The sequence below is a fragment of the Rhodococcus sp. 27YEA6 genome (assembly GCF_044908235.1).
GTDB classification, from domain to species: Bacteria; Actinomycetota; Actinomycetes; order Mycobacteriales; family Mycobacteriaceae; genus Rhodococcus_F; species Rhodococcus_F qingshengii.
The window spans coordinates 815,456-830,629 of record NZ_JBIYCY010000002.1 but is presented as its reverse complement, the minus strand read 5'-3'; the positions used below and the strand labels follow the sequence as shown (position 1 = coordinate 830,629).

Annotated in this window: 16 protein-coding genes; 6 read left to right on the top strand and 10 right to left on the bottom strand. The window is 59.8% G+C overall.

Annotation, left to right across the window (positions count from 1 at the left end):
* Window positions 1–1,203, top strand: a 1,203-nt coding sequence (locus ABH939_RS10380) for a thioesterase domain-containing protein (protein ID WP_404649594.1), incomplete at its 5' end; no start/stop codon positions are given.
* 173 nt (window positions 1,204–1,376) lie between these two features.
* Here ABH939_RS10380 and ABH939_RS10375 read toward each other — a convergent pair.
* The 5 genes from ABH939_RS10375 to ABH939_RS10355 form a co-directional block, all read right to left on the bottom strand.
* A complete protein-coding gene (locus ABH939_RS10375) occupies window positions 1,377–2,186 on the bottom strand; it encodes a triacylglycerol lipase (RefSeq protein ID WP_256082506.1) in 810 nt (269 codons plus the stop codon).
* A 179-nt stretch (window positions 2,187–2,365) separates the two neighbouring features.
* Complete coding sequence (locus ABH939_RS10370) at window positions 2,366–3,403, bottom strand: alpha/beta hydrolase family protein (protein WP_058039005.1); 1,038 nt, start codon at window positions 3,401–3,403, stop codon at window positions 2,366–2,368.
* A gap of 118 nt (window positions 3,404–3,521) precedes the next feature.
* Complete coding sequence (locus ABH939_RS10365; RefSeq protein WP_058039006.1) at window positions 3,522–4,382, bottom strand: ABC transporter permease; 861 nt, start codon at window positions 4,380–4,382, stop codon at window positions 3,522–3,524.
* Complete coding sequence (locus ABH939_RS10360; RefSeq protein ID WP_054781949.1) at window positions 4,379–5,242, bottom strand: ABC transporter permease; 864 nt, start codon at window positions 5,240–5,242, stop codon at window positions 4,379–4,381. Before ABH939_RS10360 ends, ABH939_RS10365 begins: the two co-directional genes overlap by 4 nt.
* Complete coding sequence (locus ABH939_RS10355; protein WP_020969036.1) at window positions 5,239–6,210, bottom strand: daunorubicin resistance protein DrrA family ABC transporter ATP-binding protein; 972 nt, start codon at window positions 6,208–6,210, stop codon at window positions 5,239–5,241. Before ABH939_RS10355 ends, ABH939_RS10360 begins: the two co-directional genes overlap by 4 nt.
* A gap of 404 nt (window positions 6,211–6,614) precedes the next feature.
* Here ABH939_RS10355 and ABH939_RS10350 point away from each other — a divergent pair, with 404 nt between their 5' ends.
* Window positions 6,615–7,472, top strand: coding sequence for a glycosyltransferase family 2 protein (locus tag ABH939_RS10350; protein WP_058039007.1), 858 nt, complete (start codon window positions 6,615–6,617; stop codon window positions 7,470–7,472).
* A gap of 121 nt (window positions 7,473–7,593) precedes the next feature.
* Here ABH939_RS10350 and ABH939_RS10345 read toward each other — a convergent pair whose 3' ends face one another.
* The 5 genes from ABH939_RS10345 to ABH939_RS10325 all read right to left on the bottom strand — a co-directional run bounded on the left by ABH939_RS10345 (window position 7,594) and on the right by ABH939_RS10325 (window position 12,653).
* Window positions 7,594–8,571, bottom strand: a complete 978-nt coding sequence (locus tag ABH939_RS10345) for a diiron oxygenase (protein ID WP_165638181.1) — start codon at window positions 8,569–8,571, stop codon at window positions 7,594–7,596.
* Window positions 8,572–8,577: 6 nt separating this feature from the next.
* The gene (locus ABH939_RS10340; RefSeq protein ID WP_404649593.1) at window positions 8,578–9,477 is read right to left on the bottom strand and encodes a prephenate dehydrogenase dimerization domain-containing protein; all 900 of its coding nucleotides are present in this window, start codon (window positions 9,475–9,477) and stop codon (window positions 8,578–8,580) included.
* A gap of 8 nt (window positions 9,478–9,485) precedes the next feature.
* Window positions 9,486–11,570, bottom strand: coding sequence for an aminodeoxychorismate synthase component I (gene pabB, locus ABH939_RS10335; RefSeq protein WP_404649592.1), 2,085 nt, complete (start codon window positions 11,568–11,570; stop codon window positions 9,486–9,488).
* Entirely contained in the window at window positions 11,567–12,091 is a 525-nt protein-coding gene (locus tag ABH939_RS10330) for a chorismate mutase family protein (RefSeq protein ID WP_019747551.1), read from the bottom strand. The genes pabB and ABH939_RS10330 overlap by 4 nt, the downstream gene beginning before the upstream one ends.
* An 85-nt stretch (window positions 12,092–12,176) precedes the next feature.
* Window positions 12,177–12,653, bottom strand: coding sequence for a hotdog fold domain-containing protein (locus tag ABH939_RS10325; protein WP_003940943.1), 477 nt, complete (start codon window positions 12,651–12,653; stop codon window positions 12,177–12,179).
* A gap of 552 nt (window positions 12,654–13,205) precedes the next feature.
* Between ABH939_RS10325 and rpsJ the strand changes: the two genes are divergently transcribed.
* The 4 genes from rpsJ to rplW are packed head-to-tail and all read left to right on the top strand — an operon-like array spanning window position 13,206 to window position 15,158.
* On the top strand, window positions 13,206–13,511 hold the full coding sequence (gene rpsJ / locus ABH939_RS10320) for a 30S ribosomal protein S10 (protein WP_003938093.1): 306 nt from the start codon (window positions 13,206–13,208) through the stop codon (window positions 13,509–13,511).
* A gap of 17 nt (window positions 13,512–13,528) precedes the next feature.
* Window positions 13,529–14,185: a 50S ribosomal protein L3 gene (gene rplC / locus ABH939_RS10315; RefSeq protein ID WP_003940826.1), complete on the top strand. Its 657-nt coding sequence runs from the start codon at window positions 13,529–13,531 to the stop codon at window positions 14,183–14,185.
* On the top strand, window positions 14,182–14,856 hold the full coding sequence (rplD, locus tag ABH939_RS10310; protein ID WP_003940723.1) for a 50S ribosomal protein L4: 675 nt from the start codon (window positions 14,182–14,184) through the stop codon (window positions 14,854–14,856). The genes rplC and rplD overlap by 4 nt, the downstream gene beginning before the upstream one ends.
* Entirely contained in the window at window positions 14,853–15,158 is a 306-nt protein-coding gene (gene rplW / locus ABH939_RS10305) for a 50S ribosomal protein L23 (protein WP_003940990.1), read from the top strand. Before rplD ends, rplW begins: the two co-directional genes overlap by 4 nt.
* Window positions 15,159–15,174: the final 16 nt, after the last annotated feature.

Below are 15,174 nucleotides of genomic sequence, written 5' to 3'. Positions count from 1 at the left end.
TCGGTTGATGTTGATGTGGTGAAGGTGGGTGTGGGGGAGCGGTTGGCGTCGTATATGGTGCCGTCGCAGTTTGTGGTGTTGGATGCGTTGCCGCTGAATGCTTCGGGGAAGTTGGATCGGAAGTTGTTGCCGGAGCCGGTGTTCGAGGTTGCGGTGTTCCGGGCTCCCACTACCGAAGCTGAACTACTTGTCGCAAGCGTCTTTTCGGAGATTCTCGGTGTCGAGCACATCGGAGCGGACGACAGCTTCTTCGAGTTGGGTGGCAACTCATTGGTCGCAGCGAGGGTTGCTGCTCGGCTGAGCGCAGCAGTTTCCGTGGAGGTCCCACTGCGACTCATCTTCGCTACTTCGACGGTCAGCGAACTTGCAGAACGAATTGCACTCGGAATTCGGGTGGGCTTCGATGCGAAAACCGATGATGCACTACGAACGCTTCTGCCGCTGAGAACGACAGGGAGCGATGTGCCGTTGTTCTGTGTTCATCCACTCGTTGGACTGGCGTGGCCTTTTGCGCCGTTGGCGGCTGTTGTGGACCGTTCGATTCCGCTTTATGGATTGCAGAGCCCTGTTCTGACTGATGAGGCATTCCAAGGACGATCCCTTGACGATTACGCGGATCGCTACGTGGATGAGATCACCCGGGTTCAGCAGTCAGGCCCGTACCGAATTCTCGGTTGGTCGCTCGGCGCGATCATTGCTCAAGCGGTTGCGGCGAAGATGGAGGAGCGAGGCGAGATCGTTGAGGCGTTGATCTTGTTGGACGGTTCGCCGGAAACACGCGACGAATCAGAGCACGCTGTCCAGGTGCGCGCTGAGTTGGCTGCAATGGGGATTGTCTTCGGCGAGAACGAAAAGCTCGATGAATTGTCGGTCGAAAGGTCTGCAGAGATCTTGACGGCTGTCGACGGAGAGAGAATCGGACTCGATGCGTCTGCGATCAAGCGGTTGCTCACAAGCATTGCGATTTCGGCGAAGCTGATCAACGCCCATCGGCCGCAGTCGTTCGGGGGGCCGATCACCTTCGTGAGTTCGTTGGATCGTTCGGACGCAAAGCAAGCCGATAAGGTTTGGGGTCCGTACGCGCAAGGAGAACTGACGGATGAATTGGTCGACGTTCACCACCTGGAGATGATGTCTCCTGAAGGCGTTCGCGCTATCGGGCTAATCATTGAGCGTGTGTTGCGCGGTGGCGCCGCTGATTGATCAACCGGCGTATACGAGCCTGGTCGGGTGACGGCCAGGCTCGTATGCTTCGCTCTTCGTGATTGGCCTTGTAGGAGGTCATGTTCACCCGTGACAGCGCACGCTTGTCGATCGGAGTTTGTCGAGCGTGCGATTTCGACCGCTGCGGCTGACCATCTCGACGTCTGGGGTAGCTATGCGCAGGGGATCGGCGTGAATTCCGGATCGAGCGCGGATTTTACGAGGTCCAACGAATGCGCGTCACGAACCAGCCCCGCATGCGAGGCAGTGTTGCCTGGGCATCCATCCTGGACCCAGACGTTGTTTACAACGGAATTGGGGCCTGCGGTAAGGAACGAAGCTTCCGGAGGGGTTGAAATCTGGTCGTGAGCGGTCGCGATTACGGTATATGTAACTCCCGGTTGGGTTTCCGAGCCCGCATTGAGCTCAGTCAACAGCGGTGTCCCTTGAAGTTGTTGAACACCGGCTGGTCCCCAAATCGCCTGAACCAAGAGGTCTCCAGGAAGCCCCATATCTGAGAGTTGTTTGGCGTTTGCTTGCAAGCCGCCGAAGGTCGTTCCGTGGTTGGTAGCGCCGAGGGTGACCAGAGAATGGACGGCGTTTTTCGACGGATCTTCCGGAGTCGAACCACCGTCGAACTTCAGGTACTGGCGAGCGACGACTCCCCCTTGGGAGTGGCCTACGAGATCCACCTGGCCTGCACCCGTATGACGGCGAACTGAATCAACGAAGGTTGCAAGCTCTTTCGCTGAAGTCGCAATGTCCCTGATACCCCATTGGAGAGCGTTGGGATTGAAGATTTCCCGTGCCCCTCCATAATTGAGAGCAAATACGCAGTAGCCGAGATCAGCAAGTTGCGGGGAAAGTTCAGCCCAGGTATCAACCATGTTCGCGGTTGTTCCATGGATGAGAACTACCGGACGAGGATGATCGGCGCTCGGAACGCAATTCCAGTTGTTGGAGCCCGCCGGCGATGGACCCATAGTCGCGAAACCAGGGCTGGGTTCTCGATCATCCGCCAGGGCACTAACTGAGGTGCCAGACAGCAGGAAACACGTTCCCAGTACGACCAGCATGATCCGAATGAACCGCACCGCTGATTCCTCCTATGAAGCTAATCGGTGCCTCGTGCTGGAGTTGAAGCCAGCACGAGGCACTTGAATCAGACGCCCAGAGACTGTGCGATGAATGGCCAGGACTTGTGTAGATCGTCTTGCCAGTATCCCCATGAATGGGTACCTGTTGGTCGGAAATCCACTACTGCCGGAATATTCAGTTCGAAGAGCCGCTTCGCCATGTTGGAGGTACACAGGTTGGTTGCAAGCTCGATCGGACTGCCGACAACGATCTGGTCGAACATCGCAGCGCGGCCGTCCTGGATGCGCGGATTAGCAGGGGTGTCATTGGGGAAACCGGGGAGCCCGCTGCCGGTGCTCATGTAAATCTGTGTGCCACGCAGCTTCTCAGCGTTCACAAGGGGGTCGTGTTCCCGCCAACCGGGGCCGTCGAACGGACCCCACATGTTCTGCACGTCGTCAACGCCGCCGATCCACTCCGTGGTGGTCTTGACGAACTGCTGGCCGAGCGGATCGCTGGTCTGAGCACACCCGCTGAATGCGGCAACGGAGTTGTAAAAACCTGGGTACTCGATCGCCAGGTTGAGCACAGAAGTACCCGACATCGAGATTGCTGCAATCGACTGTTCGCCATTGCTGCCAAGTTGCTTGTTCAGCAACGGGGGGAGCTCCTTACCCAGAAAAGTGCTCCACATGTTCTTACCAAGTTTCGGGTCTTCCTTCTGCCAGTCGGTGTAGTACGACAGGCGTCCACCAACTGGCGTCGCGACGTTGACGTTCTTGTCCTGGAAGAAGTCGACGACATCGGTCTGGTACTCCCAAGTAGCGGAATCTTGTCCACCACCGGCTCCGTTGAGCAAGTACAGGATGGGACGGGGCGCGGAGTCATCGGCAGGAGTGATGACCTGAATTGGAACAACGCGGTCCATCGACGCCGCGTATACATTCACGATCTTTTGGCGATCGTTCACTTGCTCGACTGAGACGACGTAAGAACCACTCGTGACGGGCTCCACCGAATCTCCGCCGCCCTGGTGAGTGACAGGCGACGCAGTTGCGATACCGGCCGGAACCAGAGCGCACACCATCGTCACCGCGGCGACACCGGTAGCGCGCCTCCACATGGACTGCCTTGTACGCGTCAAGTTAGATACCTCTCGTTGCGTGGCACGGGTACATCGATGCTCATCCCTGGTGCCACTTGTTTCTCGAACTGTGAAGTCGGTTTGCGGTCTGTATTCGTTACGACATCGCCGCGGCGCGTCGGTATCCCCGAATTGCTGGGTAGACGAAGACCAGAATCATGCCGATGGACCAGATCAGCGTCTTGACGAGGGGTTCCGCCACAGGACCGCCCAACGACAGCCCTCTCATCGTGTCGATAGCGACGGACATCGGTTGCTCTGCCACCACTGGTTGAAGCCACTTCGGGTAGGCCATCACAGGGACGAATCCGGAATTGAAGAACATCAATAGTGTGCACGAGATGGATACGATTTCGACGAGCGGCAAGTTGTCGGAGACAGTGGCCAGGGCCGTCACCATCATGGCAAAACCGACGCCGAAAATGACGGGCAACGCCAAGATCGCGAAGGCCGCCAGCGGACCTTGATTGAATCGGAACCCCAGCAGATAGCCGACGCCGAGAATCACGATTGACGTGAGAAGAACTCGGACTGCTTCTGCGATCATGCGTCCGACGAGACTCGAGGCGCGATGCGCGGGGAGCGTCCAGAATCGACTCAGCAGTCCGGACGCGCGTTCACCTTTGAGGCCGACGGCGCTCGCAATCGACCCGAACATAGCGCCTACGAGGATGATCAGTGGAACTGTCCCGAAAATACTCGACTGGCCGGTTGCTGCTGTAATCGAATTGCCCAATACGACCCGGAACATGAGCAACATGAATGCTGGGTATATGAGGGCTTGAATGGCCGTCGACGGATCTCGCAGCCAGGTGAGCAGCAGGCGTTTGGCCTGAATCCCACTGTGCACGACCAGCGCCTTGAACGAGTTCTCGGGGAGCGCTTTATCCGGGTAAGGGAAGTTGAACCCCTCGACCGGGCGGACTACAGCCATGAATCGATCTGTCGGTTCGTTCATGACCGCCTCATACTTGCCCAGAACGCGAGTGGCGCGAACACGACGATCAACCCGATAGTCCACGCAACGACGGGAAACAGGACGCTCCAGGTGACTCCGCCTTGTGCAAGATCACGCATGGCGAATGAAAACTGCGATACCGGTTGATTGCGTACAAACGGCCGAATCCACTCGGGAAAGCCGGTCTCGGGCGCAAAACCGCAGGACAACATCCCCAGAATCAACTGTGGCAATGTCAGCGCTTGACTGGTGGCCTGCGGGCTCTTCGACAATGAGCCGATGGCGTCACCAGCGAAGGACAGGCAGGTGCTGAACGCCAGGGCGACAGCGCAGAACAAGACGGCCTGCCCGACTCCGGCTGAGAATCGAAAACCGATCAAGTGGCCGAACGCCAATGCGGCAGCAAGCGAGACTGTTGATCTGACGAACCCACTGGATTGACGGGACAGCAGCGGGATCGGGCCGACGACCGGCATGGTTTTCATCCGGTTGCTGAAGCCGGTGATCGATTCGGTCGAAGACATTTGAGCAGCCGAGATCGATGTGAATGCCATCGCCTGCAGGACAATGATCGGCATCAAGAACTGCGCGTAGTTGATCCCTTGAAGTTGCATGACGAACTTCAAGGGAAGGTAGAACCCGATCGTGAAGATCAGCGGTGCGATGACTGCAACGAGCAGCTCATAGCGCTTGACCATCGATTTGACGGTGCGTGCAGTCAGCACCCACCACTGATTGATCGCTGATGGATGCGGTCGGCGGTGCTTTCCAACGCTTAAAGCCTCGGGGACTGCAATCTTGCTGCGACTTTCCCCGCGGACAGTCACTTGATCGACCCCGAATTTTGTAGTTGTCGTCACGGCGTCTCGCTTACGTGCTGTTCACCTGTGAGTGAAAGAAAGACGTCATCGAGTGACGGGCGACGAAGCGCGATGTCTGCAAGCGGAATCCGTGCGTGGTCCAGACGACGCAGCGCTTCGGAGAGGGTTCCTGCGCCGACAGGTGCGGGGATAGCGATGCGACCGCTTTCTTGTGCCAGATCGAATCTGAAGTCGCGGGGGACCAGATTGCCCAGGGCATGGACCGCATGAGGCAGCTGTTTGAGATCTGCGGGCACAATCTCGCAGAAGCTTGCGCCGGTTCGCGCCTTCAGTTGGTCAGCAGTCCCCTCAGCAATGACTGCGCCTTTGTCGATGACGATGATGTTGTCGCTCAGTAAATCTGCCTCTTCGAGGTACTGAGTTGTCAGGAGCACGGTGATTCCCTGCTCCTTCAGTGACTGGACCAGCGACCAGACGCTCTGCCGACTGCGCGGATCCAAGCCGGTGGTCGGCTCGTCGAGGAAAACGACCTCGGGGCGAACAACCAGGCCACACGCGATATCGATTCGTCGGCGCATACCGCCGGAGTAGTTCCTCACTACTCGAGATCCTGCTTCGACGAGGTCGAATTGAGAGAGCAGGTCGGCAGCGCGCACCTTCGCCGACATTCGGTCGAGACCCATCAACCTGCCGAACAGTTCGATGTTCTCCCGGCCGGTGAGTGAATCGTCCAGGGCGGCGAACTGCCCGGTCATCATGATGGAGCGTCGAACCTCGGGAGCATTGCGCACTACGTCGTAGCCAGCCACCATCGCGCGTCCACTGGTGGGACGAATGAGCGTGGAGAGGACCTTCACCGTCGTCGTCTTGCCTGCGCCGTTGGGACCTAAGATGCCGAGCACTGTCCCACGTGGGGCGGTGAAGTTGATCCCTCGCAGCGCGTGCACGTTCTTGAAGGACTTGTGTACGTCCTCCACTAGTACCGCTGCGTCCGTGGAAAAGGGCATCAACACTCCGCTGTCTGCATTGTCGGAACGGGCACGCGCTCCCGACGGGCGCACAGATGCCTTCTGTCTTCTATCCGTGATCTCCGCTCAGATGTTACCGGAGGGTCAAACCGACACTCGGGCAATCGGACGCGTGAGAGGGAGTATGTGGCTCCTGCCAGCAACTCTCACCTTCGATTTCACCTTGTGGCAAGAATCACAAATATTCTTTGTAACGTAAAGATCTCTTCTAATTGAACGAATGACCAAATAGATTTTCAGCGCATCTGCGCAGGTGGGTATTCGGTTGCGCGGACCGGAGGTCTTTGATTTGACCGGTGACGAAAGTCCCCCGATTCCTTCCGGTTGGTCCCCTGGGCCCGCTGCTCGATGTCTTGTGGAGAGATTCGCGATACCGTTGGGAAATGGCGAACGCGACGTTGTCGGTGGTTGTTCCGGCTTTTAATGAATCTGAATACATCGAAACGTGCATCGAAGCGCTCATTGCTCAAGGTGAATATGTCGACGAAATCATCATCGTTGACAATAATTCCTCCGACAACACTTCCGAGTTGATCAAGAAGTATCAAAGTAGTTGTCCCAAGGTTCGGCTTCTCAAAGAATCCCGCCCCGGGGTGGTGCATGCGAGAAACAAAGGGTTTGACGCGGCGAGTGGAGAAATTATCGGACGTATCGACGCGGATACGATCGTGGGGGAAGACTGGGCCGTTGCGGTTCACGAATTCTTCGAGCGTCGCGACGATTTCTCGGGCGTAACTGGCCTGACTTACCTTTATGAATCTCCGATCGCCGGCCTTCAGCGCCGATGGACGAATTGGCGACTCGGTCGCGGGGCTCAGGGGGCGGTTCGGCCCGTTGTTGCAGTTCCAGGCAGTAACATGGCGATGCGTCGGTCGGCTTGGTTGGCCGTTAGGGGTGCGGTCAGCGATCGAACCGACATTCATGAGGATATCGATCTATCCCTCTGCATGGCGCATGTTCGTTGCGCAGTGGGGCAGATCTCGAGCATGGCCGCAAAGGTTTCGGGTAGACGTGGAGTTAGTTCGCCGCGAGTGTATGCACGATATAATCGAGCATCGAAGAAAACCCTCGAGCATCATGGTGTATCGAATTGGAAGTTAACATTCTTGATTGCAGCAGACAGTATTCTGCATGCAATCTTGTGGCCTCTTTATCGAATTTATGACAAGGATTCCGGACAACTCTCGTCTCGGGTCTTGGGTCGGAGGCAGCGGGCGCGGGATCTTCCCGTCTTTTCTTGATAAATCCGTCCGGTATTTATTCGAGAACGCTCGTGTCTAGCTGAAAAATCGGGAGTGCCCGATAATTGCGGACTATTGCTGGTTCTCGTTCGTTGCGAACTATTTCTTTTATTGCACGGGATTAACTGGCAGAATATTTATCTGCAGCGATTGTTACTTCTGATGTTACTTGTAGCTTTTGGAGCAGGGACGTTATTCCACTGTAGTCCTGCACGAACAGTTCGTTGTGCGGTTCCAATGCGACATCGTCGAGCATCTTCCGTCCTCCAGGTATGGCTTCAATTTCCATGATTGCTCGCCACGCGCCGAAGTCGGTTCCGCTGAAAGCGCGCATGGCGCCCTCGAAGCCTTCCAATAGATAGCTGCGATCTCCACGATCCAGGGAATCCCAGACCAGCACCGCCAGTTCCCCGGCAATCGAGGCATGGCAGTACTCGTCGCGAGCGTGCAACCGGATTGTCGCGCGGTTGATCGACTGAACGCCCGGATCGTCCGAGATCAGGTCGAGGTATGCGGTGATCGACACCTCGGCGACGGTCATGAACGCCAACTGTGTCAGGGCAATCTTGCGAGGCCCCTCGGCTGCGTCGAGGGCTTGCGCCCGGGTGCGGACCGTCAGGACGTCGGGCAATGCCTTGGCCGGCAGCCCCCAGCCCCTGCCTCGACGGGTCGCTGAACTGGCGTTGAAGTGCATGAGCGTGTGATATTGCTCGTCGACCATCGCCTGATTGACCGCCACTGCAGCCCAATCTCCGAGACCGACGTTAAGTCGGTCTTCGGCGAGAACGTCGAAGCCGGGATTGACGACGTACTTCTCGATGTCCATGACGTTCTTGTTGAACGCGATCCATGCCCAGGCTTGCAGGCGTTGCTTCTGCTCGGGGCTCAATGCCAGGTAGATCGGATGCTCCGCGAACGGGAGAAGTGCTTCGGGGTAGTCGGACAACGACGAATCGAAGAGATCGTCCAGTTCCGGCTCCGCCTTCTTCACGGTTGCCCGGCGCGCCCAATTGCTCGCAAGGCGGCGGACGATTGCACTCTCGACCGGATCGGAGGCGTCGTACTCCGGGAGGCTGGGCGGACTCACTCCAGGTCTCATCGTGCCCTACTCTCTGTGCCCTTCGGCGATCTCTCTGTGCCCTTCGGCAATGCGATCGAACAAGCTCTGGCACTCCGCGTTCAATTCGCCTGAGCGATTGTCGAGCGCTGCGTCGGCGGTTTTCATCAGCGTCGTGAAGTCGCCGAGGGTCTCGGCCGCCCTGTCCACCTGTGCGGTGGCATCGAACAGTGCTTTTCGTGTCGCACCTGCGTACGGATTGCCCGCTTGTACGTCCCAGTACACCTCCGGTTCGCCGCCGGCTACACGCGCCAGGAGCGCGAGCAAGGCCCGATGCGGGGGAGTGGCGACCGCGAGGAGATCGTCGGCGGAAACTCCGAGTTCGGCCAGGGCAACGCCGAAAGCCAGCACCGACGCGTGTGTCAGAACCTGGGTGGCCGCAGCCAACCGGTCGTGACGATCGGCGTCCATCACCGCGACCGACGCTCCCCACGAGCGCACGATGTCGAGGAATCTGTCGGACTGCGGACCGCCGACGTACGGCACTGCGATGACGGCCCGACCGCGTGGCCCGAGCGACGGACGGAACATGGGGTTGAGTCCGAGGAATTCCCCTTCTCGGCCGGCGTCGGCGATTGCTGCGTCCATCCGCGATTTGACCGACAGCGTGTCCACAACGAGAGCGCCGGATGTCCGAAGGCTCGGTAGTGCGGCTAGAGCGACCTGTTCGGGAACCGCGAGCACGATGATGCGCGAGGACTCCACGTGCGCGAGGACTTGCTCACTGGGTTTCGTGATGTCTCCGACGACTACATCTCCGTCGGGATCGCTGCCTGCTGGGTCGACGACGGTGACGGTCGACCCCCCGGCGCGAAGCAGTTCGACGAACATGGATCCGACGGCACCCAGCCCGCCGACAACCGTCGCTGTGCCTGATGCCGCCGTCATGGCTGGGTCTACCCGCCGTACTCGAGGACCCGCGAGGACACCGCGTCGAGCGCACGGAGCAGCGTGGACGCCTTGACCGTGGTCTCGTCGAATTCTTCTTCCGGATCGGACAACGCTGTGATGGCACCGCCGATTCCGAAGGTCACGCCGCTCTCGGTGCAGACCAGCGACCGGATCACGATCGAGAGGTCCGCGGCGCCACCGAGCGCGAAGTACCCGATCGATCCCGAGTAGACCCCACGTGGGCCTGATTCGAGGCGGTCGATGATCTCCATCGTCCGTACCTTCGGGGCGCCGGTCATCGATCCACCGGGGAACGCGGCACGCACACAGTCCACCGCCGACGACCCCGGACTCAGGTGTCCGCGCACCGTCGACACCATTTGGTGAACGGACGAGTACGACTCGATCGCGAACAGCCTCGGAACGTGGACACTTCCCGGAACGCAGACCTTGGTGAGGTCGTTGCGGGTGAGGTCCACGATCATCAGGTTCTCGGCGCGGTCCTTCTCGCTGTCGAGCAGGTCCTGCCGTAGGGCAGCATCACGCGCTCGGGTGACGCCGCGCGGGCGGGTCCCTTTGATCGGCTTGGACTCGACGTTGCCGGCCGAGTCGACACGAAGGAACCGCTCAGGCGAGGCCGAGACCACCGAGATACCGGTGAAGTCGAGAAGTGCGCTGTACGGCGTCGGATTGATCGAGCGCAGATACTCGAACGCCTGCTGTGCATCGATCGTCTCGTCGACGCTCGCCATGTTGGTCAGACACACCTCGTAGGACTCACCTGCCCGGATCTCCGAGAGGGCCGTTCCGATCAACGACAGGTACTGATCGCGATCATGCCGAAGGCGAGCCTGCGTCCAGACGGTGTCGCTGATCAGCGGAACGGGGGTGCGTTCCGGAAGGTCCGCGCCGATCCGCGCCAGGGTGTCGACGGTCGATTCGAACCAATCGTCATAGCCGGCGTCCCGGACTTTCTCGCGCAACCTCAAAACGTGAGTGCGGCCCGCGGTGTGATCGATGACGACGGCGCGATCGGCAAACACCAGAGCGGCATCAGGAGTGGGTGCCGGATGGACTGCCCTTCCTCCGGTCTGTGCTTTCAGTTCGTAGCCGAGGTAGCCCACGTAGCCGAGGTTGAAGTCGAGTTCCGGATGCGAGGGCACGAAGCGTGTCGAGAGTTGTGCGTCCAAGTAATCGAAGAAAGGAACTCGAATGTGCTCGTCGGACAAGCCTTTTCGGCTGACAGTCAGTACCTCGGCTTGCACGTCGTACGTGATGAACTCGGCCAGCGGCCCCGACGAATCGCCGAGAATCGAAAAGCGCGCACTCGGCTCTGCGGTTGCCGCGCGGTCCAGCCAGAACGCGTTCGGGCCGTCGGCGAACAGTGCTGCATAGGCCGCCGACGGGTCCACTGCAAAATCGAGAGTCACGTCGTCGACGTCGTAGTTGATCGCCGGCCGCAGGTCGGGTGTTTGCGGAACAGGTTCGGGTCGGATCACCGAATCCAGAGTGCGTCCGACGGACAGATCGCGGAAGTTCGCGAGCAAATCTATGCCGAACTCGGTGCTGATGGACTCCGGATGGAACTGAACTCCCCACATCGGCTTGGTCCGGTGCCGGACACCCATGAGCAGACCGTCGGACGTCCACGCGGTACGAACGAAGGCGTTCGGCAGATTCTCGACGGTCAACGAGTGGTAGCGAACAGCTCGGAACGGCGACGGAAGTCCGGCAAAGATGCCCGAACCGTCGTGATCGATCAGCGAAATTCGGCCGTGCATCGGGACGGGCGCAACCACCACGTCCGCGCCGAACAACTCGCACAGGCCCTGGTGGCCGAGACAGACACCGAGAAGTGGGAGAGGCGCTTCTTCGATGAAACGGCGGCTGATTCCGAAATCACGGTCGCGATCCGGCCGGCCGGGACCTGGGGAGATGACCACGTTGTCGTACGACGCGAGATCGAGGGAATCCCAATCCGCGTCGTTGCGGACCACGGTCGGCACAACCCCGTTGACCTCGGTCAACAGGGTGAACAGGTTGTAGGTGAACGAGTCGTAATTGTCCACCAGAAGGGTGCGGGAACTCATGTCGATGATCCTGATCTCGGTCCGACGGATTCCCGAACAGTGTCCTCCTCCTCAACAGGTGCGTTGATCACCAGGTCTTCGAGTCGACAGGTCTCGGCAATCATCAGCTCGTACAGGGCGTTGAAGAAGTCGGGGGAGAGGTCGTGTCTACGGGCGAATTCACGCGCCCGCTCCTGCACGAGGCGGACACGGCCGGGTTGCATCATCGGAACCTCGCGGGAGCGCTTCCACTCGCCGATGCGCAGGCAGAGTTCCAGCCGCTGCCGCACCGTCTCGAGAAGTAGAGCGTCGATGGCGTCGAGGTCGCGCCGGAAGCTGTCCAATCCCTCGGCCTCGTCCGGATATGACGAGGTCTGCGTGCCTGCTTCGGAACTCGTTGTGGTCAAGAACTCTTCCACGAGGCCTCCCGGTGCTCGGCGTGACGCGAGGTCGACAATGTGGTGCCCGGAACGCAACCCACCTCCGGACACCGGCACCCCGACCGACCATCGCCGTTCGGGGAGGTGTTCCACGATCGTCATTCGCCGAAACCTGCGGTGGTGCCTAATTCTGCGAAACCTGATTGGCGGGCGAATCAGGTTGCGATGCAGGCGGGTTCGTGAGTGCCTACTTGGGGGAGACCCAGGTGGTGATTTCGGCGTGGACTACTTCCTTGCCGCCCCGGTCGAAGATCGAGATGGGAACGAGAAGTTCCGTGCCACTCTCGATCGCCGCGAAGTCCGGCAAAGTCTCGAGTCGGGCGACCGCCCGCAGGCCGGTCTCGGCCTTGGCGAGGTAGTCGACCTTCATCGACTTGGGGATCCAGCGGTGCGAGTTCGGAACCGTCGCTTCGCTCAGCATGCCCATCGCGACCTCCGCGAGGTTGCAGGCAGCGATCGCGTGGAAAGTGCCGAGATGATTGTGGACGCCCCACCATTTGGGGGAGCGGACCTCGCAGAGCCCTGGTTCCAACTTGGTCACCCGGGGGAGAACAGAGGCGAAATAGGGCACGCGAATGGACATCGCCGCCGAGAAAACTGCATGTCCGAGGGCGTTGTCCGGCAATTTCTGCCATCCGCGGTAGGTAGGGCTGGAGGTAGTCATAGGCGTATCTTACTTCTGAGTAAGGTTGTTGTCGCGCAGCTCACTCGGAAAAGGTAGTTTGGGGGAGTTGAGGATTTGGGCCAGGTACGGCATACTGGTCGGGTTGCCTTGTCCGGGACGCGGTCGATTGCGGCCGTGATCGGGTAAGGGTAAGACGTCACAGACGATCGATCGCAGATCCCGTCAGGGTAATCGGGTCAACGACTGTGACCATGCAAGACGAGAAGTAATGCAGGACGGAAGCAGTACCTACTTTGTGTTCGACATCGAACACGTCCGGTACGCATCACGCGCCAGATAATCGAAAGATTGTCCGGCGCAGGATGAGTGAGAAGGCGACACGCCCGACCGCGTGTACCGGAGAACAATGACAAACGAACAGCGGCAGCAGATCCTGATCTCGATCCGAATCTCGGTACTCCCGAGAACTTGGACTTGGTCCCGATCGCTTCAGTGTTCGTCGTGTCATCGTCCAGGCAAGGACTGTGCAGACGAGGTAGCTCGAGCCTGACCAGGCGGGCTACGAAACGCGGCAAGAAAAGGACACTAAGCGTGGCGGGACAAAAGATCCGCATCAGGCTCAAGGCCTACGACCACGAGGCGATCGACGCGTCAGCGCGCAAGATCGTCGAGACGGTAACCCGTACGGGTGCCCGCGTCGTTGGACCTGTGCCGTTGCCGACCGAGAAGAACGTATATTGCGTCATCCGCTCGCCGCACAAGTACAAGGACTCGCGCGAGCACTTCGAGATGCGTACTCACAAGCGGCTGATCGACATTCTCGACCCGACGCCGAAGACGGTTGACGCGCTCATGCGCATCGACCTTCCGGCCAGTGTCGACGTGAACATTCAGTGACGGCGGAGACAAAAACAATGACTGATACCAAGATCAAGGGAATCCTGGGCACCAAGCTCGGCATGACCCAGGTCTTCGACGAGAACAACCGGGTTGTCCCGGTCACCGTCGTGAAGGCTGGGCCGAACGTCGTAACCCAGATCCGTACCGAAGAGCGTGACGGCTACAGCGCCGTTCAGCTCGCGTTCGGCGCCATCGACCCGCGCAAGGTGAACAAGCCGACTTCCGGCCAGTTCACCAAGGCTGGTGTGACCCCGCGTCGCCACGTAGTGGAGCTCCGCGTTGCGGACACCTCCGACTACGAGGTCGGCCAGGAGCTCACCGCCGAGGTCTTCGAGGACGGCGCATACGTCGACGTCACCGGAACCAGCAAGGGCAAGGGCTTCGCCGGAACCATGAAGCGTCACGGCTTCAAGGGACAGGGCGCGTCGCACGGTACCCAGGCTGTTCACCGCCGCCCGGGCTCCATCGGTGGCTGTGCAACTCCCGGCCGCGTGTTCAAGGGCATGCGCATGTCCGGACGCATGGGTAGCGACCGCATCACGACGCAGAACCTCTCGGTCCACAAGGTGGATGCAGAGAACGGCCTGCTGCTGATCAAGGGTGCGATCCCCGGCCGCAAGGGCGGCCTCGTGATCGTCAAGAGTGCAGTGAAGGGTGGTGCACGGGCATGACCAGCACCGAGACCAAGTTGACCCTGGACGTCAAGGTCGCCGGCGGCAAGACCAACGGCACCGTCGATCTCCCCGCTGAGATCTTCGACGCTCCGGCCAACATCGCGCTTCTCCATCAGGTTGTCGTCGCGCAGCTCGCAGCTGCTCGTCAGGGAACCCACTCCACCAAGACCCGCGGCGACGTCCGCGGCGGTGGCAAGAAGCCGTACCGCCAGAAGGGCACCGGCCGCGCACGCCAGGGCTCGACTCGCGCACCGCAGTTCGTCGGCGGCGGAACCGTTCACGGCCCGCAGCCGCGTGACTACAGCCAGCGCACCCCCAAGAAGATGAAGGCAGCCGCTCTTCGCGGAGCCCTCTCTGACCGCGCACGCAACGAGCGCATCCACGTCATCACCGAACTGGTTGCAGGGCAGACGCCTTCGACCAAGGGCGCAATCGCGTTCCTCGGCGAGATTTCGGATCGCAAGAAGCTGCTGCTCGTCGTGGGTCGCCAGGATGTAGCCGCTTGGAAGAGCGTGCAGAACCTGGAAGGCGTGCATCCCATTGCACCCGACCAGCTCAACACCTACGACGTGCTCAATGCAGACGATGTCGTGTTCAGCGTCGAGGCACTCAACGCGTTCATCCACGGGCCCGCAGAGAGCGCTCAGAACAAGGAGGACGCCAAGTGAGCACCATCGCTGACCCCCGCGACATCCTGCTCGCTCCGGTCATCTCCGAGAAGTCCTACGGACTGATCGAGGAAGGCACCTACACCTTCCTGGTGCACCCGGACTCGAACAAGACGCAGATCAAGATTGCCGTCGAGAAGGTCTTCGGCGTCAAGGTGACCAGCGTCAACACCGCCAACCGTCAGGGCAAGCGTAAGCGGACCCGATTCGGTTACGGCAAGCGCAAGGACACCAAGCGCGCGCTCGTGACCCTGTCCGCTGACAGCAAGCCCATCGAGATCTTCGGAGGACCGGTCGCGTAAGCGCCGGGACTTGACG

Bases quoted from the DNA above. Each gene is read 5' to 3' on its own strand.
- ABH939_RS10375 (WP_256082506.1), bottom strand. From the start codon at position 2,186: ATGGGTCCATCGCCGGCGGGCTCCAACAACTGGAATTGCGTTCCGAGC.
- ABH939_RS10370 (WP_058039005.1), bottom strand. From the start codon at position 3,403: ATGTGGAGGCGCGCTACCGGTGTCGCCGCGGTGACGATGGTGTGCGCT.
- ABH939_RS10365 (WP_058039006.1), bottom strand. From the start codon at position 4,382: ATGAACGAACCGACAGATCGATTCATGGCTGTAGTCCGCCCGGTCGAG.
- ABH939_RS10355 (WP_020969036.1), bottom strand. From the start codon at position 6,210: ATGCCCTTTTCCACGGACGCAGCGGTACTAGTGGAGGACGTACACAAG.
- ABH939_RS10350 (WP_058039007.1), top strand. From the start codon at position 6,615: ATGGCGAACGCGACGTTGTCGGTGGTTGTTCCGGCTTTTAATGAATCT.
- ABH939_RS10345 (WP_165638181.1), bottom strand. From the start codon at position 8,571: ATGAGACCTGGAGTGAGTCCGCCCAGCCTCCCGGAGTACGACGCCTCC.
- ABH939_RS10340 (WP_404649593.1), bottom strand. From the start codon at position 9,477: ATGACGGCGGCATCAGGCACAGCGACGGTTGTCGGCGGGCTGGGTGCC.
- pabB (WP_404649592.1), bottom strand. From the start codon at position 11,570: ATGAGTTCCCGCACCCTTCTGGTGGACAATTACGACTCGTTCACCTAC.
- ABH939_RS10330 (WP_019747551.1), bottom strand. From the start codon at position 12,091: ATGACGATCGTGGAACACCTCCCCGAACGGCGATGGTCGGTCGGGGTG.
- ABH939_RS10325 (WP_003940943.1), bottom strand. From the start codon at position 12,653: ATGACTACCTCCAGCCCTACCTACCGCGGATGGCAGAAATTGCCGGAC.
- rplC (WP_003940826.1), top strand. From the start codon at position 13,529: ATGACTGATACCAAGATCAAGGGAATCCTGGGCACCAAGCTCGGCATG.
- rplD (WP_003940723.1), top strand. From the start codon at position 14,182: ATGACCAGCACCGAGACCAAGTTGACCCTGGACGTCAAGGTCGCCGGC.